Origin of the sequence: Saccharothrix variisporea, from assembly GCF_003634995.1 — a bacterium.
Classification (GTDB): Bacteria; Actinomycetota; Actinomycetes; order Mycobacteriales; family Pseudonocardiaceae; genus Actinosynnema; species Actinosynnema variisporeum.
In genome coordinates, this window is the sequence record NZ_RBXR01000001.1 from 139005 (window position 1) to 155462 (window position 16458).

General features: G+C 72.6%; 17 protein-coding genes. 12 read left to right on the top strand and 5 right to left on the bottom strand.

Going from position 1 to position 16458, the window contains the following annotated elements:
• Window positions 1–3: 3 nt before the first annotated feature.
• From DFJ66_RS00525 to DFJ66_RS00535, 3 genes are read right to left on the bottom strand one after another with little or no spacing between them, the layout of a single operon-like run.
• Window positions 4–822: a carbohydrate ABC transporter permease gene (locus DFJ66_RS00525; protein WP_121216885.1), complete on the bottom strand. Its 819-nt coding sequence runs from the start codon at window positions 820–822 to the stop codon at window positions 4–6.
• Window positions 822–1793 carry a carbohydrate ABC transporter permease gene (locus DFJ66_RS00530; protein ID WP_211350907.1) on the bottom strand — a complete coding sequence of 324 codons (972 nt, stop codon included), beginning with the start codon at window positions 1791–1793 and terminating at the stop codon, window positions 822–824. Before DFJ66_RS00530 ends, DFJ66_RS00525 begins: the two co-directional genes overlap by 1 nt.
• Window positions 1794–1799: 6 nt before the next feature.
• Complete coding sequence (locus DFJ66_RS00535) at window positions 1800–3065, bottom strand: ABC transporter substrate-binding protein (protein WP_121216887.1); 1266 nt, start codon at window positions 3063–3065, stop codon at window positions 1800–1802.
• 73 nt (window positions 3066–3138) lie between these two features.
• On the opposite strand from DFJ66_RS00535, the gene DFJ66_RS00540 reads away from it, so the two are divergent.
• From DFJ66_RS00540 to larE, 5 genes are read left to right on the top strand one after another with little or no spacing between them, the layout of a single operon-like run.
• Window positions 3139–4023: an amidohydrolase family protein gene (locus tag DFJ66_RS00540; RefSeq protein ID WP_246029495.1), complete on the top strand. Its 885-nt coding sequence runs from the start codon at window positions 3139–3141 to the stop codon at window positions 4021–4023.
• The gene (gene larA, locus DFJ66_RS00545; RefSeq protein WP_121216891.1) at window positions 4023–5294 is read left to right on the top strand and encodes a nickel-dependent lactate racemase; all 1272 of its coding nucleotides are present in this window, start codon (window positions 4023–4025) and stop codon (window positions 5292–5294) included. Before DFJ66_RS00540 ends, larA begins: the two co-directional genes overlap by 1 nt.
• Window positions 5295–5297: 3 nt before the next feature.
• Entirely contained in the window at window positions 5298–5978 is a 681-nt protein-coding gene (gene larB / locus DFJ66_RS00550; protein WP_121216893.1) for a nickel pincer cofactor biosynthesis protein LarB, read from the top strand.
• Complete coding sequence (gene larC, locus DFJ66_RS00555; protein WP_246029496.1) at window positions 5975–7117, top strand: nickel pincer cofactor biosynthesis protein LarC; 1143 nt, start codon at window positions 5975–5977, stop codon at window positions 7115–7117. Before larB ends, larC begins: the two co-directional genes overlap by 4 nt.
• Window positions 7117–7926 (top strand): ATP-dependent sacrificial sulfur transferase LarE, encoded by an 810-nt coding sequence (larE, locus tag DFJ66_RS00560; RefSeq protein ID WP_121216895.1) that lies wholly within the window; start codon window positions 7117–7119, stop codon window positions 7924–7926. The genes larC and larE overlap by 1 nt, the downstream gene beginning before the upstream one ends.
• Here the strand turns inward: larE and DFJ66_RS00565 are convergent, their stop codons facing one another.
• Complete coding sequence (locus DFJ66_RS00565) at window positions 7927–8172, bottom strand: three-helix bundle dimerization domain-containing protein (RefSeq protein WP_121216897.1); 246 nt, start codon at window positions 8170–8172, stop codon at window positions 7927–7929.
• A gap of 480 nt (window positions 8173–8652) precedes the next feature.
• On the opposite strand from DFJ66_RS00565, the gene DFJ66_RS00570 reads away from it, so the two are divergent.
• The 7 genes from DFJ66_RS00570 to DFJ66_RS00600 all read left to right on the top strand — a co-directional run bounded on the left by DFJ66_RS00570 (window position 8653) and on the right by DFJ66_RS00600 (window position 15845).
• The gene (locus DFJ66_RS00570; protein ID WP_121230440.1) at window positions 8653–9984 is read left to right on the top strand and encodes an LLM class flavin-dependent oxidoreductase; all 1332 of its coding nucleotides are present in this window, start codon (window positions 8653–8655) and stop codon (window positions 9982–9984) included.
• A 31-nt stretch (window positions 9985–10015) separates the two neighbouring features.
• Window positions 10016–11023: an ABC transporter substrate-binding protein gene (locus tag DFJ66_RS00575; protein WP_121216899.1), complete on the top strand. Its 1008-nt coding sequence runs from the start codon at window positions 10016–10018 to the stop codon at window positions 11021–11023.
• 1 nt (window position 11024) lies between these two features.
• Complete coding sequence (locus DFJ66_RS00580; protein WP_121216901.1) at window positions 11025–11825, top strand: ABC transporter ATP-binding protein; 801 nt, start codon at window positions 11025–11027, stop codon at window positions 11823–11825.
• Window positions 11822–12652, top strand: coding sequence for an ABC transporter permease (locus tag DFJ66_RS00585; protein WP_121216903.1), 831 nt, complete (start codon window positions 11822–11824; stop codon window positions 12650–12652). The genes DFJ66_RS00580 and DFJ66_RS00585 overlap by 4 nt, the downstream gene beginning before the upstream one ends.
• Window positions 12649–14202 carry an FAD-dependent oxidoreductase gene (locus tag DFJ66_RS00590; RefSeq protein ID WP_121216905.1) on the top strand — a complete coding sequence of 518 codons (1554 nt, stop codon included), beginning with the start codon at window positions 12649–12651 and terminating at the stop codon, window positions 14200–14202. Before DFJ66_RS00585 ends, DFJ66_RS00590 begins: the two co-directional genes overlap by 4 nt.
• The gene (locus DFJ66_RS00595; RefSeq protein WP_121230442.1) at window positions 14199–14546 is read left to right on the top strand and encodes a 4Fe-4S dicluster domain-containing protein; all 348 of its coding nucleotides are present in this window, start codon (window positions 14199–14201) and stop codon (window positions 14544–14546) included. The genes DFJ66_RS00590 and DFJ66_RS00595 overlap by 4 nt, the downstream gene beginning before the upstream one ends.
• A gap of 120 nt (window positions 14547–14666) precedes the next feature.
• Window positions 14667–15845 (top strand): SLC13 family permease, encoded by a 1179-nt coding sequence (locus tag DFJ66_RS00600; protein ID WP_246029497.1) that lies wholly within the window; start codon window positions 14667–14669, stop codon window positions 15843–15845.
• A 2-nt stretch (window positions 15846–15847) separates the two neighbouring features.
• Here the strand turns inward: DFJ66_RS00600 and DFJ66_RS00605 are convergent, their stop codons facing one another.
• A complete protein-coding gene (locus DFJ66_RS00605) occupies window positions 15848–16435 on the bottom strand; it encodes an HSP18 transcriptional regulator (RefSeq protein ID WP_121216907.1) in 588 nt (195 codons plus the stop codon).
• Window positions 16436–16458: the final 23 nt, after the last annotated feature.

Consider the following 16458-nt stretch of genomic DNA (forward strand, 5'->3'; position numbering starts at 1 on the left):
TCGTCAGCCCTTCGTGGCCCCGGCGGTGACACCGTCGGCGATCTGGCGTTGCAGGAACAGGTAGACCACCAGCACGGGTACCGCGGCGATCAGCACACCGGAGGCGAAGGTGGGGATGTCGTCGGAGTACTGCCCGCGCAGCGAGGTGACGCCGACCATGAGCGTGCGGTGCTCGGCGGAGGGCATCACCAGCAGGGCGATCAGCACGTCGTTCCAGCAGAACAGGGCGTTGAGCACGCCGACCGACAGCAGCGCCGGCGCGCCCATCGGCAGCATGATCCGCCAGTACACGCCGTAGGTGGTGTTGCCGTCGATGCGCGCGGCGTCCACGATCTCCGGCGGCACGGTGGCGTAGTAGCTGGTCAACAGGAAGATCGTGAACGGCAGGAACTGGGCCACGTACGCCAGGACGAGCCCGGGGTAGGTGTCGAGCAGGCCGGTGTCGGCCATGATCCGCGCCAACGGCACCATGATCACCTGGAACGGCACGAACAACGCCGCCAGCACGCCCAGGAACAGCGTCGACGAGCCGCGGAAGCGCAGCCGGGCCAGCGCGAACCCGGCCATCGACCCGAGCAGCAGCAACACCGCCACCGAGCAGGCCACGACGACCACGGAGTTGAGGAAGTACCGGGACATCCCGACGCTGGACCACGCCTTGACGATGTTGTCCCACCGCAGGGAGTCGGTCACGGAGAACCGGTCCAGCACGTACTCGCGGCGGGTCTTCATGGCCACGTTGGCGGTGAACACCAGCGGGTAGATCGTCGCCAGCGCGAGCGCGGCCATGGGGATCGCGACGACCCATCGGGTGCGCCTCATCAGTCCTCCTTGCCCGCGGTGCGGCGCAGGACGCCGATCTGCGCCAGGCCGACCAGCAGCATGATCAGGAACAGGGCGGTGGAGGCGGCGGAGGCCAGCGCGGGCTGGTTCATCTGGCCCTGCTTGATCCAGATGTAGTACTCGGGCAGGTAGGTCGAGCCCTCGGGGCCGCCGCCGGTCATCACGTACAGCAGGCCGAACATCGAGGTCAGCATGCCGATCATGGTGGTGACGAAGACGAACTGGATGGTCCGGGACAGGCCCGGGACGATGACGTGCCGGATGGTCTGCGCCAAGGTCGCGCCGTCCACCCGGGCCGCGTCCAGCAGCGACGGGTCCAGGGTGGAGAACCCGGCCAGGAACACCACCAGCGCCATGCCGAAGGTCGCCCACACGTGCACGCCGACGACGGCGAAGATCGTCACGTCCGGGTCGCCGAGCCAGTCCACCGGTCCCAGGCCCACCGTGCCGAGCAGGCGGTTGAGGGGGCCGTCGAAGGCCAGCAGCAGGTTGAAGATCGCGGCGACGATCACCGGCGACAGCACGGCGGGGAAGAAGTACACGCCCCGGTAGACCCGGTGGCCGGGCACCTTCAGGTACACGAACGTGGCCAGCAGACCGGGGATGGCCACGGCGATCGGCAGCAGCAGCACCAGCAGGCCGACGTTGCGCAGCGCGGTCTGGAAGAGCGGGTCGTCCAGCAGGGTCAGGTAGTTGTCCAGGCCCACGGCCGTGCCGTTGCGCTCGCCGTCGCCGGTGAAGGAGAAGTTGATCCCCAGCACCAGCGGCCACAGCCGCAGCACGACGATGACCAGGACCGCCGGCGCCACCAGCACCAGCGGCGCGAGCCGCTCGGCCCGCGAGCCCCGCCGGGTGCGCCGTGGTGCCGGCTTGGGCGCGGGGGCGGCAGCGGTCCCCTCGGTCGGCTCGGCCACCGCCGGGCCGACCGAGGACAGCGAACGTCCGGCCACGTCGGCTCAGCCGGTCCGGTCCGACGCGGCCAGCTGCGCCAGGACGTCGTCCACGGACGCCGAACCGCTGAGCAGCTGCTGGGAGAGGCGGCCCATGAGGTCGATGGTCTTGGAGGACAGGGCGACGTGCAGCGCGGGTTTGCCGGACTTGACCTCGCCGACGATGGTCTTGACCGCCGGTCCGCCCTCGGAGACGTCGATCGTGGTGTCGGACGCGATCGCGCCGCCGTCGACGTAGAAGGCCTTCAGCGCCTCGGTGGAGGTCAGCGACCGCACCAGGTCGGCGGCGACCTTCGGGTCCTTGGTCCACTTGGCGACCGCGTAGCCGATGCCGCCGTCGTAGGGCAGGCTCGGCGTGGCCGCCGGGTTCACCACGGGCGCGTCCATCACGCCGACCTTGTCCGCGTCGAGGAACTCGGCGAAGTCCTTCCAGTGCCCGATGTCGGACATCAGCCCGATGACGTGCGCGGCCTTGCCGGACTGGAAGGCGGCGAAGGCGTCGTTGAACATCGCGGTGGAGTTGGCGCCATCGGTGTTGAGGCCGGAGTCCTGGGTCTGCTTCCACAGCTCGAAGATCCGCTTGACGTCCGGCGCGGTCCAGTCGCGCTTGCCGGCGATCCAGTCGTCGTACTCCTGGGCGGTCAGGGTCGCCGAACCCAGGGCGGACAGGAAGAACTGGATGCCGATGCCCTCCTTGTTGCCCAGGGAGAAGCACTTGGTGCCGGTCTTCTCGGCGATCACGCCGCAGTTCTCGACGAACTCGTCCCACGTCTTCGCGGGCGCGCTGATGCCGGCCTTCTCGTAGAGGGCCTTGTTGTAGTAGATCGGGTGGCCCTGGAGCGTGACCGGGGAGGCGTAGACCTTGCCGGACTTGGTGAACGCGTCCCAGCCGGACAGCCGCTGCTTGTCCTCGGAGACCAGGTCGTCCAGCGGGGTGAGCGCGTCGACGCGGTCGCGGATCTGGCCGCCGCCGTTGAACAGCACGACGTCGGGCCCCTTGCCGGCCTGGATCGCCGCGCCGAGCAGCGTGTAGTACTGGTCGAAGGGCTGGGCGACGAACTCGACCTGCACGCCGGGGTGCTTCTTGGCGAAGTCCGCCTTGGCCTTCTCGACGTACCCGGCCGCCTTGGGGTCGCCGGACTTCCAGTCCCAGACCACGAGCTTGTCGCCGGACCCGCCGGAGGAGGAGCCCGGCCCGGCGGCGCTCCCGCACCCGGCGGCGAGGGCCAGCCCCGCGGCCAGGGCGGCGGCCCACAGTGTGCGCTGCTTCATCGCTGCTCACTTCTGACGGAGGTGTGGCCGGGCTGGGCCCGACGAGGTGCGACGAACATAAATCGTATGACGTATGACGTCAACGGCTGAGATGGGCTACAGTCGCGCGGTGTTCCGCATCGACGCGCACCACCACCTCTGGGACCTCACCGCCCGTCCGCACGACTGGCTCGACGGGCCGGAGGTGGCCCCGATCCGCCGGGACTTCGGGCCGGCCGACCTGCGCGCGGTGACCACGCCCGCCGGGGTGGACGCCACCGTGCTGGTGCAGGTGCTGCCCGACCTGCCCGAAACCGCCGAGTTCCTCGCGCTGGCCGACGACTCCGACCTGGTCGCGGGGGTCGTGGGGTGGGTGGACCTGACCGCGCCCGACGTCGCCGAGCAGCTGGACCGGCTGCGGTCCGGGCCGGGCGGCGACCGGCTGGTGGGCGTGCGGCACCTGGTGCAGTCCGAGCCCGACCCGGAGTGGCTGGTGCGCCCGGACGTCCTGGCCGGGCTGCGCGCGGTGCGGGACGCGGGTCTGGTCTACGACCTGCTGACCCGGCCGCGCCAGCTGCCGGCGGCCGTGGCGGCGGTGCGGGCGGTGCCGGACCTGGTGTTCGTGCTGGACCACCTGTCCAAGCCGGACATCGCGGGCCGGTCGTGGGAGCCGTGGGCCTCCGGGGTGGCGGCGCTGGCGGCCGAGCCGAACGTGGTGGCGAAGGTGTCCGGGCTGGTCACCGAGGCCGGTCCGCAGTGGACGGTCGCCGAGCTGTGGCCGTACTTCGACGCGGCGCTGGAGGCGTTCGGCCCGCGGCGGCTGATGTTCGGCTCGGACTGGCCGGTGTGCCTGCTCGCCGCGTCCTACGGCGAGGTCGTGGGAGCGGCCGAGCAGCTGACCGCGTGCCTGGGCGAGGCCGAGCGCGGTGAGGTCTTCGCCGGGACGGCCGCCCGCGTCTACGGGTTGGGGGAGCGGTGATGGAGACCGTGCGGCTGGCCTACGGCGAGACCGGGCTGGACCTGCGGGTCGACCCGGACGTCACCACGGTGGTCACGCCCCGGCACCACCAGGCCACCGAACCACCTCGGGACGTCCTGCGCCGGGCGCTGCGGTCCCCGGTCGCGGGTCCGCCGCTGCGCGAGCGGGTCCGGCGCGGCCAGACCGTGGCGATCTCCGCGTGCGACGGGACCCGGCCGCAGCCCCGCGAGCTGATGGTCCCGGCGATCCTAGCCGAGCTGGACGGCCTGGTGGACCTGGACGACGTGGTGGTGCTGGTCGCGACCGGGACGCACCGGGGCAACTCCGAAGCCGAGCTGCGGCGGATGTTCGGCGACGAGGTGGTCGACTCGGTGCGGATCGTCAACCACGACGCCCGCGACCCCGCGAGCCTGACCTGGGTGGGCGAGTTGGGCGCGGGCGTGCCCGTGTGGCTCAACAGCGAGTGGCTGGCGGCGGACGTGCGCATCACGACCGGGTTCGTCGAGCCGCACTTCTTCGCCGGGTTCTCCGGCGGGCCGAAGCTCGTCGCGCCCGGCCTGGCCGCGCTGGAGACCGTGCTGGTGCTGCACGACGCCCGGCGCATCGGCCACCCCCGGGCGGCGTGGGGGATCATCGAGGGCAACCCGGTGCACGACGACGTGCGCGCGATCGCGGCGGCCACCGGCGTGACCTTCGGGTTCGACGTGGTGCTCAACCAGGACAAGCAGGTCGTGGCCGCGTTCGGCGGTGACCTGCTCGCCATGCACGCCGAAGCCGTGCGCACCGCCCGTGAGGTGGCCATGCGGCCGGTGCCGCACCGGTTCGACGTCGTGGTCACCACGAACTCGGGCTATCCGCTGGACCAGAACCTGTACCAGGCGGTGAAGGGGATGTCGGCGGCCTACCAGGTGGTCAAGCCGGGCGGCACGATCGTGTGCGCGGCCGAGTGCCGCGACGGGTTCCCCGACCACGGGTCCTACCGGGAGGTGCTGGCGTCCGCGGACTCGCCGGCGGCGTTGTTCGCGGAGATCTCCGCGCGGGAGGTGACCGTGCCCGACCAGTGGCAGGTGCAGATCCAGGCGCGCATCCAGTCCGAGTGCCGGGTCGTGATGCACACGTCGTACCTCAGCGATGTCGACTTGGCTTCGGCGCACCTGACGCAGACCGACGACGTCTCGGCGACCGTCGCCGAGGCGCTCGCGGCGGCCGGACCGGACGCGCGGCTGTGCGTGCTGCCCGAGGGTCCGCAGACGATCCCGTACGTGGGGTGAGGCATGGCGCCGGAAGCGGTGGATCTCGGTTTCGCGCGGGTCGATGTCGACCGCGAGGCGCGACAGGGACTGCCGGAGGTCGTGTACGGCAGCGGGAAGACGCCGGAGCAGGTCGTCGGGATCGTGCGGACGTTGCTGCGGCACAACGACGGGCCGGTGCTGGTCACGCGGGTGGAGCCGGAGGTGGCCGAGTTCGTGCTGGCCGCCGTGCCGGACGGGGTGTACGACGGCGGTGCGCGGCTGCTGGTGTGGCGGCCGGCCGAGCCGGGCGGGTTCGGGGTGGTCGTGGCGTCGGCGGGCACGGCGGACCTGCCCGTGGCGCGGGAGGCCGCCGCCGTGGCCGGTGCGGTGGGGTTGGGCGTCACGACGGTGACCGACGTCGGGGTGGCGGGGCTGCACCGGTTGCTGGCCGAGCAGGAGCGCCTGTCCACTGCGGACACCGTGATCGTGGTGGCGGGCATGGAGGGCGCGCTGGCCAGTGCGATCGGGGGGCTGGTCGCCTGTCCGGTGGTGGCCGTGCCGACCTCGACCGGGTACGGGGCCGGGCTGGAGGGGATCACCGCGTTGCTGGCGATGCACGCGTCCTGCGCGGCGGGGATCACGGTGGTGAACATCGACTCCGGGTTCGGGGCGGCGATGGCCGCGTTCCGGCTCGCGCGCGTGGTGGGGCGGAGGACGGCGTGAGCCGGGTGTGCGTGATCTCGCCGTTCACCGGGCTGGCGGGGGACATGCTGCTGGCCGCCCTGGTGGACGCCGGCGCGCCACTGGACGCGGTCCGGGCCGCGGTGTCGGAGACCGGGTTGACCGGGTGGGACCTGTCCGTCCCGTCGGTGCTCACCCACGGTCTCACGGGGTCGCGGGCGGTGGTGACGGTGTCCGATACCGCAACCAGTCGCACGGCGGCGGAGTTGATCGGCATGGCGGGTCGGGTGCGGGACCGGGCGGTGGCCGACATCGCGGTTGCTGCTTTGCGGGCCATCGCCGAGGTCGAAGGGCGTTTGCACGGCGAAGATCCCGAGCGGGTGCACCTGCACGAACTGGGTGGGCACGACACCTTGGTGGACATCGTCGGGGTGGCCGCTGCTTTGCGCGCGTTGGACGTGGAGGCCGTGCACTGCGAGGCGTTGCCGATCGGGTCGGGGTCGGTGCGGACGGCGCACGGGGTGCTGCCGTGCCCGGCGCCGGCGACCTCGGCGTTGCTGGCCGGCGCACGGGTCGTGGGCACCTCGCTGGTCGGCGAGACCGTGACCCCGACCGCTGCCGCTCTGCTGCGTGCGATCGGCGCGTCCTACGAGCCCGCGCCGGCGATGCGGATGTCGGCCACCGGGTACGGCGTCGGCACTCGGACCCTGCCCGACCGGCCCAATGTGGCCGTGGTGCGGCTCGGGGACGTGCCGGACGGGGCGGTGCGGGACCTGGTGGTCCTGGAGACCAACCTCGACGACGTGACCGGCGAGGTGCTCGGGTACGTGGTGGGCCTGTTGTTGGAGTTGGGTGCGCTGGACTGCTGGATCACGCCGGCGACGATGAAGAAGGGGCGGCCGGGGCACGTGCTGCACGCGTTGGTGGCACCGGAGAGCGCGGAGGTCGTCGCGCGGCGGATGCTGGTCGAGACCGGTTCGCTGGGGGTGCGGCGGACGTCCGTCGAGCGGACCGCTGTGCCGCGGACCACCTCCGTGGTGGAGGTGCGGGGGATGGCGGTGCGGCGCAAGCACGGGCCGTACCACGGGAAACCGGAGTACGACGACGCCGTGGCCGTCGCCCGCGAGACCGGCCTGCCGCTGCGCACGGTGCTCGACATGGCCTCGGAGGAGGAGCGCTGATGGACGCCGGTACCGCCGCCGCGCGGCTCATGGACCACCTGACGTCCGTCGGCCCCGTCGCCGTGGCGTTCTCCGGGGGAGCGGACTCCGCGCTCGTGCTCGCCGCCGCCGTGCGTGCCACTGGTGCGGACCGGGTGCTCGCGGTGACCGCGAACTCCGCCAGCCTCGCCGCCGCCGAGCTCTCGCACGCCCGGACGTTCGCCGCTGATCTCGGCGTGCGGCACCTGACCCCGGAGACCCGGGAACTGGACAACCCCTCGTATGCAGCGAACGGCCGGGACCGTTGTTACTTCTGCAAGTCGACCGTGCTGGACACCATCACGGCGGTGGCGCGGGCGGAGGGCTTGACCGCCGTGGCGACCGGGGTGAACGCCGACGACGCCGTGGACCCGTTCCGACCGGGTATCCGGGCCGGCGACGAGATCGGCGTGCACACCCCGTTGCGGGACTTGGGGTTGACCAAGGCGGACGTGCGCGCGGTGAGCCACCGGTGGCTGCTGTCCACTTGGGACAAACCGGCGATGCCGTGCCTGGCCAGCCGCGTGCGGTACGGGGTGTCGATCACGCCCGCGCGGCTGGCCCGGGTGGAGCGGGCGGAGGTGGCGGTGCGGGCGTGGCTGGCGGAGGCGGGCACCCCGAGCCGGGACCTGCGCGTGCGGGACCTGGGCGAGGTCGGCCGGGTCGAGCTGGACCCGCACCTGGTCGCCGTCCCGGGCATCGGACCGGCGCTGACCTCGGTGGTCCGGGCGGCGGGTTTCGCGGACGCCCAGGTGGCGGTGTTCCGCTCAGGCGCCCTCAACCACGAGTGATCACCGGGTGCCCGTGAGGCGTTGTTGGGCGGACCGGGCGGCGAGGATCGGCAGGAAGCCGTGCACCTTGGCGCGGGCGGCGAGCTGCCGGTAGGACTCGACGACCGCCTCGCGGACCACCTGGTAGGCGACCTTGCCCGCCAACCGGCGGGTCACCTCTTCCGCCGCTTGGTCGAGCTGGACCTCGACCCGGGCGTGCAGGTCGCGCGGATCCCGGACGTCGTGCCCTTCGAGCCTGTCGACCATGGCAGCCTCCCGCCGGGTCCGCCGGGCCGCCTGTCGACCCGGATCCGAACCCGCCGTCCGGATCGACCGTATGTGTTAACGGCGGGTTAAGCCAGTCTGGACATTCACCGAACACCCACCCATCATGCCCACCCACCTCCAACACCCGCATCTCCACCACTTCGCCTCCCGCTAGCCCGCCCCGCCCCGCACCGCCCGCACCGCCTTGCCCCCGCTGCGCCCGCGCCGCCGCCGCCTTGCCGCGCCTGGCGCCCCGCCTCCGCGTGCCGCCCCGCCCGCACCGCTTGGAGCCGCCGCCGTGATCGTCGTAGAGCGTGTGCGCGGCCCCCGGTAAAGGCCTTCTCACCTGGTGGAAGTGCAATTTTTTTCGTTCGTCGCAAAATTGACCCACCCGTTCCGCGCTGAACATCCTGGCTCTCGCGAGAACGGGAACGGCGACGTCGCTGCTTTCCCTTGCGGACCAACGACGTTGGAGTGTCCATGACGGAACGCCAGTTGCACCTGAACGCCTTCCTGATGGGGGTCGGCCACCACGAAGCCGCCTGGCGGCACCCCCGCACCGACCCCTCCGCCGTGGAGGACGTCCGGCACTACCAACGCCTCGCGCAGATCGCCGAGCGGGGCGCGTTCGACTCCGTCTTCCTCGCCGACGGCGTGCAGGTGTTCGGCGACGTCCGGCACAGCGCCGCCAGCCGGTTCGAGCCGCTGACCCTGCTCTCCGCGGTCGCCCAGGCCACCAGCCGGATCGGGTTGATCGCCACCGCCTCCACCGGGTTCAGCGAGCCCTACAACCTGGCCCGCGCGTTCGCCTCCCTCGACCACATCAGCGGCGGCCGGGCCGGCTGGAACATCGTCACCACCGCCGGGGACCGCGCCGCCCAGAACTTCAACCGGGACGCCAACGCCGAGCACGCCCAGCGCTACCGCCGCGCCGCCGAGTTCGTGGACGTCGTCACCGCGCTGTGGGACAGCTGGGAGGACGACGCCCTCGTCGTGGACCCGGCCTCCGGCGTGTTCGCCGACCCCGCCAAGGTGCACGAGATCAACCACCGCGGCACGTTCTTCCAGGTCCGCGGGCCGCTCAACGCCACGCGCACCCCGCAGGGCCACCCGCTGCTGGTGCAGGCCGGGTCGTCCGAGGACGGCAAGGACTTCGCCGCCCGGCACGCCGAAGCGGTCTTCACCGCGCAGCAGACCTTCGCCGAGGCGGTCGCGTTCTACCGGGACCTCAAGGGCCGCCTCGCCGACCACGGCCGCACGCCGGACCAGCTCGTCGTGCTGCCCGGGATCGTGCCGGTGCTGGGGTCCACCGAGCAGGAGGCCCGGCGCCTGTCCGACGAGCTGGACGACCTGATCGTGCCGACCCGCGCGGTGGCGCAGCTGACCGACCTGATCGGCATCGACCTCACCGACCACCCGCTGGACGAGCGCCTGCCGAAGCTGCCGCCGGTCACCCGGGTCAACGGCGCGAAGAGCCGGTTCGAGCTGGTCCGGGACCTGGCCGAGCGCGAGGGCCTGACCCTGCGGCAGTTGCTGCGCCGGCTGGGCGGCGGGCGCGGGCACCAGGTCGTCGTCGGCACGCCCGAGTCGATCGCCGACCACGTCGAGACGTGGTTCCGGGGCCAGGCGGCGGACGGGTTCAACGTCATGCCGCCGCTGCTGCCCTCCGGCCTGGAGGAGTTCGTCGACCACGTGGTGCCGCTGCTGCGCCGCCGCGGCCTGTTCCGCACCGAGTACACCGGCACGACCCTGCGCGAGCACTACGGCCTGGCCCGCCCGCGCAGCCGGTTCGCCGCCCCGCTGCCCGTCTGACCCCCACCGACAACGACACCAAGGGACTGCCATGACCCCCTCCCGGAGGGACTTCCTCGCCCTGAGCCTGTTCGGCCTCGCCACGGCGGCGGTCGGGTGCGGCACGGCGGCCGGCAACGGCGGCGCCGAGACGAAAACCCTGCGCTACCAGGGCTGGGCGGGCCAGGTGACCCCGCCCGAGCTGGCCGCCGACCTCGGCTACCTCGGCGACGTGAAGCTGGAGTGGGTCGGCAACACCACCAGCGGACCGCAGGACATCCAGTCCGCCGCCACCGGCCAGGTCGACTTCGGCGGCGCGTTCAACGGCGCGGTGGTGAAGCTGGTCGGCGCGGGCGCGCCCGTGCGGGCGGTCATCGGCTACTACGGCATCGACCAGAACACCTTCAACGGGTTCTACGTGCTGGAGGACTCGCCGATCCGCTCCGCCCGCGACCTGATCGGCAAGAAGGTCGGCATGAACACCCTCGGCGCGCACTCCGAGGCGATGCTCGGCATCTACCTCCAGCGCAACGGCATCAGCCGGGAGGAGGCCAAGGGCGTCGAGGCGCTGGCCCTGCCGCCGGTCAACACCGAGCAGTCGTTGCGGCAGAAGCAGATCGACGTGGCCGTGCTCGGCGGCATCCTGCGGGACAAAGCGGTCGCCGCGGGCGGCATCCGGCCGCTGTTCAACGACTTCGAGCTGCTCGGCGCGTTCACCGCGGGCACCTACGTGCTGACCGAGAAGTTCCTCCAGCAGAACCCCGGCACGGTCCGCACGTTCGTGACCGGGGTGGCCAAGGCGATCGAGTGGTCGCGCACCACGCCGCGCGACGAGGTGATCGCCCGGTTCACCGACATCATCGGCCGGCGCGGGCGCAACGAGGACATCTCCACCCTCAAGTACTGGAAGTCCTACGGCGTGGCCGGCAAGGGCGGCCTGATCCAGGACAAGGAGCTGTCCATCTGGGTGGACTGGCTCGCCGAGCGCGGCGAGGTCCGCAAGGACGCGCTGACCCTGTCCGACGCCTACACCAACGACTTCAACGAGCTGAGGTCCTGACATGACCGCGCACATCAGCCTTCGGGGCGTGACCAAGAAGTTCCCGGACCGCCGCAACAGGACCGAGCTGACCGCGCTGGACGGGATCGACCTGGACGTGGCGGCGGGGGAGTTCGTCGTGGTCGTCGGGCCGAGCGGGTGCGGCAAGTCCACGCTGCTGGACCTGCTCGGCGGCCTCACCACGCCCACGTCCGGCCGCATCCTGGTCGACGGCAAGCCGGTCACCGGGCCGGGCCTGGACCGGGGCACGGTGTTCCAGCAGTACGCCCTGCTGCCGTGGCGCACCGCCCAGGGCAACGTCGAGTTCGGGCTGGAGGCGGTCGGCGTGCCGCGCCGGGAACGCGCCGAGCGGGCGCGCGAGTTCCTGGACCTGGTCGGACTGACCGGGTTCGAGCACCGGCACCCGCACGAGCTGTCCGGCGGCATGCGGCAGCGCGTGGCCATCGCCCGCAGCCTCGCCTACGACCCGGGCGTGCTGCTGATGGACGAGCCGTTCGCCGCGCTGGACGCCCAGACCCGCGAGTCGCTGCAGGACGAGCTGCTGCGCATCTGGGAACGCACCGGCAAGACGGTCGTGTTCATCACCCACGGCATCGAGGAAGCCGTCTACCTCGGGCAGCGGGTCGCCGTGCTGACCTCGCGGCCGGGCCGGCTCAAGCGGGTCGTGCCGATCGACCTCGGTGCCCGCGCGGACACCGTGGACCTGCGCTCCAGCCCGGAGTTCGGCCGGTACCGCCACGAGATCTGGACGTTGCTGCACGACGAGGTCGCCCGCGCCCAAAAGGAGGTGGTCCCGGCATGAGCGCCGTGGTCCTGGAGAAACCGCCCGCACCCGCACCGCCCGCACCGCCACCGGTGCGGCGCAAGGGGTCCGGGGTGCTGCTGGGCGTGGTCCGGCGCAGTGTCGCCGTGGTGGCGCTGCTGGCGGTGTGGGAGCTCGCGCCGCGCCTGGGTCTGGTGGACCGGACGTTCCTGCCGCCGTTCTCCGAGGTCGCCGCGGCCTGGTGGACGCTGGCGACCAACGGGCAGCTGGCCACGCACGTGCAGGCGAGCCTGGTGCGGTCGCTGTCCGGGTTCGGCCTGGCGGTGGCCACGGCGGTGCCGTTGGGGCTGCTCATCGGCTGGTACCGGCGGCTGGCGGACCTGCTCAACCCGCTGCTGGAGCTGTTCCGCAACACGGCCGCGCTCGCGTTGCTGCCGGTGTTCGTGCTGCTGCTGGGGATCGGCGAGACGTCGAAGATCTCCATCGTGTTCTACGCCTGCACCTGGCCGGTGCTGCTCAACACCATCAGCGCCGTCCGTGACGTGGACCCGACGCTGCTGCGGCTGGCGCGGTCGCTGGACCTGCCGCCGCACCGGCTGTTCCAGAAGGTGATCCTGCCCGCGTCGGTGCCCGCGGTGTTCACCGGCATCCGGCTCGCGGGCGCGGTGTCGATCCTGGTGCTGGTGGCGGCGGAGATGGTCGGGGCCAAGGCGGGCCTGGGCTTCCTGGTCAACTCCGCGCAGTACAACTTCGCCGTGCCGCAGATGTACGCGGGGATCGTGACGATCTCGGCCATCGGCCTGCTGTTCAACCAGGTGCTCGTCGCGTTGGAGCGCCGGGCCACGTCGTGGAAGGGGACCTCATGAGCACCTGGGACGCGGACGTGCTGGTCGTCGGCGGGGGACCGGCGGCCACGTGGGCGGCGCTGAAGGCGGCGCAGGCCGGCGCGGACGTCGTGTTGGCGGACAAGGGGTACTGCGGCACGAGCGGCGCGACGGCGTCGGTCGGGACGGGCGTCTGGTACGTGCCGCCGGAGCCCGAGGCGCGCGAAGCGGCGATGGCGAGCCGGGAGGCTTTGGGCGGGTACCTGGCCGACCGACGGTGGATGGCACGGGTGCTGGACCAGACCTACGCGAACATCGAGGAGTTGGCGCGCGTCGCCCGCTACCCGTTCCCGGTGGGTCCGGACGGGACCCCGCTGCGCAACGGGTTGCAGGGGCCGGAGTACATGCGGCGGATGCGGGTGCTGGTGCGCCGGGCCGGGGTGCGGATCCTGGACCACAGCCCGGTGACCGAGTTGCTGACCGACTCGGCGGGCGCGGTCGCGGGTGCGAGCGGGTACCGGCGGCAGGAGCGGGAGGACTACACGGTCCGGGCGGGCGCGGTGGTGCTCGCGACCGGCGGGTGCGCGTTCCTCAGCGGGGCGTTGGGGTGCAACGTCAACACCGGCGACGGGGCGTTGTTCGCGGCGGAGGCGGGCGCGGAGCTGTCCGGGATGGAGTTCTCCAACGCCTACGGCATCGCGCCCGAGGGCACGTCGGTCACCAAGACCGCGTTCTACAGCTTCGCCACCTTCTACCGCGAGGACGGCAGCGTGCTGGAGGGCGCGGGCAGCACGCGGGGCCGGTCGGTGATCGCGCGGACCCTGTTGTCGGAGAAGGTGTACTGCCGGTTGGACCGCGCCGACGAGGCCGCCCGGCGGGCGATGCGCCTGGCGCAGCCCAACTTCTTCCTGCCCTTCGACCGGACGGGCGTGGACCCGTTCACCGAGCGGTTCGCCGTCACGCTGCTGCTGGAGGGGACCGTGCGCGGCACGGGCGGCATCCGGGTCGTGGACGACGACTGCGCCACCACCGTCCCCGGCCTGTACGCGGCGGGTGACGCGGCGACCCGCGAGCCGATCTGCGGCGGGTTCACCGGCGGCGGCAGCCACAACGCGGCGTGGGCGATGTCCTCGGGCACGTGGGCGGGCCGGGCGGCGGCTGTGCACGCGCGTTCGGTCGGGCGGTCGGCGCGGGTGGTCCGGCCGGTGGGTGGTGCCGGACTGCGGCCGACCGGACGCGCGGGCCGGTCGGGGGCGCACCGGGACGTGGTGCGGGCGGTGCAGGCCGAGGTGGCGCCGTACGACAAGAACTACCTGCGGCACGGAGACGTGCTGGAGCGGTCGGTGAAGCTGCTGGACGACGCCTGGCTGGACGCGCGGGAGACCCTGCGCGACGACGACGTGGTCCGGTCGCGGCAGGCGGCGGCGATGCTCGCCCACGCCCGCTGGATGTACCGGTCCGCGCTGGCCCGCACCGAGACCCGGGGCATGGCCAAGCGCCTGGACTTCCCCGACCAGGACCCGTCCCAGCACCACCGGATCGTCACCGGCGGTCTGGACGACGTGTGGGTGCGCGCGGAGGTGGCGCGGTGATCGAGCTCGTGTCGGCGCAGCGGTGCATCGCCTGCGACAAGTGCGTGAAGGTGTGCCCCACCAACGTCTTCGACCGGGGCGCGGACGGGGTGCCGGTGATCAGCAGGCAGGACGACTGCCAGACCTGCTTCCAGTGCGAGGCCAACTGCCCGGTGGACGCGTTGTTCGTCGCGCCCCAGACCCGGCCCCTGCCCGAGCCGCCCGAGGTCGACGAGTTGGAGCGGTCCGGTCTGCTGGGCAGCCACCGGGAGAAGATCGGCTGGGGCCGGGGGCGGACGCCGGGCGCGGCGCGGGCCGTCGGGCCGGGGCTGGGACCGGCGGGCGGCACCGTCCTGATCTCCTGAGCGGACCACGTACGATTCCCCGCGGCTCGCTCCGGGACGGTCCTGGGCGGACGGTCGTGGGGAGTCGTTGGTGGACGTGCGCCCGGGTGGTGCGCCGGTGGTGCCGACGCGGTGCTCCCGGTGAGGCGGCTGGAAGCGCTGGACTGGCTCGCGCTGGGTCTCCTGGCGGCGGGTGGGCTGTGCGTGGCGGTGGGCTGGTTGCCGGCCGACGCGGCGGGTGCGGTGCTCGGGCGGGTGCTGCCGCTGCTGGTGTTCCTGGCGGCGGTGATCGTGCTGGCCGAGTTGACCGCGCGGGCCGAGGTGTTCGACGTGCTGGCCGTGCACCTGGCGCGGCTGGCACGGGGTCGGTACGCGGTGCTGTTCCTGCTGTGCGTGCTGTTCGCCTCGCTCACCACGGCGGTGCTCAACCTGGACACCACGGCCGTGCTGCTGACCCCGGTCATGCTGGCCACCGCGCGGAAGCTGGACCTCGAGGTCGTGCCGTTCGCCATGACGACGGTGTGGCTGGCCAACACGGCGAGCCTGCTGCTGCCCGCGTCCAACCTGACCAACCTGCTGGCGATGGACCGGTTGGGGCTGACGCCCGGCGAGTTCGGCCAGGTGATGCTGTGGCCGCAGGTGGCGTCGGTAGCGGCGACGGCGGTGTGCCTGTGGCTGCTGTACTGGCGCTCCGCGAGCCCCGCCGGGGGCCGCTTCCCGCTGCCCGCCGCGCACCGCCCCAGCGACCCCTTCCTGTTCTACACCGCTTTGATCGCTGTCGTCCTGTTCGTCGTCGGCGTCCTGGTGGGTATCCCGTTGGAGATCGCCGCCCTGGCCTGCGCGGTCGTGCTGGTAGCGGCCTTCGCGCTCCGCTCCCGCCGCCACCTGCGCGTCCACCTGATCCCGTGGCGGCTGTTGGTCCTGGTCCCGGGGTTGTTCCTGGTGATGGGAGCGCTGGGCGCGCAGGGCCTGACGCAGTTGGTCCACGGCCTGGTCAACAGCGGCCAGGGCCTGTCCGGCCTGCTCCACGCCGCCGCGACCGGCGCGGGCCTGTCCAACGCCATCAACAACCTGCCCGCTTACGTGACCGGTGAGGCGGCCGTGCCCGCCGACGACCGCACCCGCCTGCTGGCAGTCCTGATCGGCACCAACGCCGGCCCGATCATCACGCCGTGGGCGTCCTTGGCCACCCTGCTGTGGTACGAACGCTGCCAGTCCGCCGGCGTCACGGTGTCCCTGCGCAAGCTCGTCTCCCACGGCGCCATCGCCGCCGTAGCCGCCACCACAGCCGCCGTCCTCGCCCTCTCCCTCGCCAACTGACCTCAGGCTCGGCGCTGGCGGCGTTGTTCGCCGGCTTGGCGGCGCAGGGCCGTGGTGTGGTCGGTGATGGCGTCGATCTGGTCGGCCAGGTCGCCGTGGTGGTCCGCGAGGTGGGGGTGGGCGGCGGCCAGGGGGGCCAGCAGGGTCGTCGGGTCGTGGTGGGCCAGGGCCTCGTCCAGGCGGTCGGCCGTGTCGGTGTCGGTCAGCCTGGTGGCGGCGTGGCTGGCCAGTTTGCGCAGGGTAGCGGCGTTGCGGCGGGCCCAGTCGGCCACCGCCCGGTCGCCGGCGCGGCGGTCGCGCTGGGCGTCGATGCGGGCCTCGCCGGTGGTCTCGCCGGTCGTGGTGGGTTGCAGGCGCAGGAAGCGGCGTTCGGCGGCCTGCCTGCTGGTCACGCCGAGGGCCGGGGCCAAGGCGGCCCAGCTGGTGCCGTCGAGGCGGGCGGCGGCGATGAGCTCGGGTTCCCACGCGGCGAGGGTGTCGCGCAGCAGCCGGAGGGTGTGGAGGGCGGCCAAGGGGTCCGTGGGCAGGCCCTGGCGGGCGGTGGTGACCGCCTCGTGGAGTGCCTTCATGCCGTGCACCGGGTCGTCCATGTCAACCTTCCGATGACATCCCT

Coding starts and splice junctions, on each gene's coding strand:
- DFJ66_RS00525 (WP_121216885.1), bottom strand. CDS start 822: ATGAGGCGCACCCGATGGGTCGTCGCGATCCCCATGGCCGCGCTCGCG.
- DFJ66_RS00535 (WP_121216887.1), bottom strand. CDS start 3,065: ATGAAGCAGCGCACACTGTGGGCCGCCGCCCTGGCCGCGGGGCTGGCC.
- DFJ66_RS00540 (WP_246029495.1), top strand. CDS start 3,139: ATGACGTCAACGGCTGAGATGGGCTACAGTCGCGCGGTGTTCCGCATC.
- larA (WP_121216891.1), top strand. CDS start 4,023: ATGGAGACCGTGCGGCTGGCCTACGGCGAGACCGGGCTGGACCTGCGG.
- larB (WP_121216893.1), top strand. CDS start 5,298: ATGGCGCCGGAAGCGGTGGATCTCGGTTTCGCGCGGGTCGATGTCGAC.
- larE (WP_121216895.1), top strand. CDS start 7,117: ATGGACGCCGGTACCGCCGCCGCGCGGCTCATGGACCACCTGACGTCC.
- DFJ66_RS00565 (WP_121216897.1), bottom strand. CDS start 8,172: ATGGTCGACAGGCTCGAAGGGCACGACGTCCGGGATCCGCGCGACCTG.
- DFJ66_RS00570 (WP_121230440.1), top strand. CDS start 8,653: ATGACGGAACGCCAGTTGCACCTGAACGCCTTCCTGATGGGGGTCGGC.
- DFJ66_RS00575 (WP_121216899.1), top strand. CDS start 10,016: ATGACCCCCTCCCGGAGGGACTTCCTCGCCCTGAGCCTGTTCGGCCTC.
- DFJ66_RS00580 (WP_121216901.1), top strand. CDS start 11,025: ATGACCGCGCACATCAGCCTTCGGGGCGTGACCAAGAAGTTCCCGGAC.
- DFJ66_RS00585 (WP_121216903.1), top strand. CDS start 11,822: ATGAGCGCCGTGGTCCTGGAGAAACCGCCCGCACCCGCACCGCCCGCA.
- DFJ66_RS00590 (WP_121216905.1), top strand. CDS start 12,649: ATGAGCACCTGGGACGCGGACGTGCTGGTCGTCGGCGGGGGACCGGCG.
- DFJ66_RS00605 (WP_121216907.1), bottom strand. CDS start 16,435: ATGGACGACCCGGTGCACGGCATGAAGGCACTCCACGAGGCGGTCACC.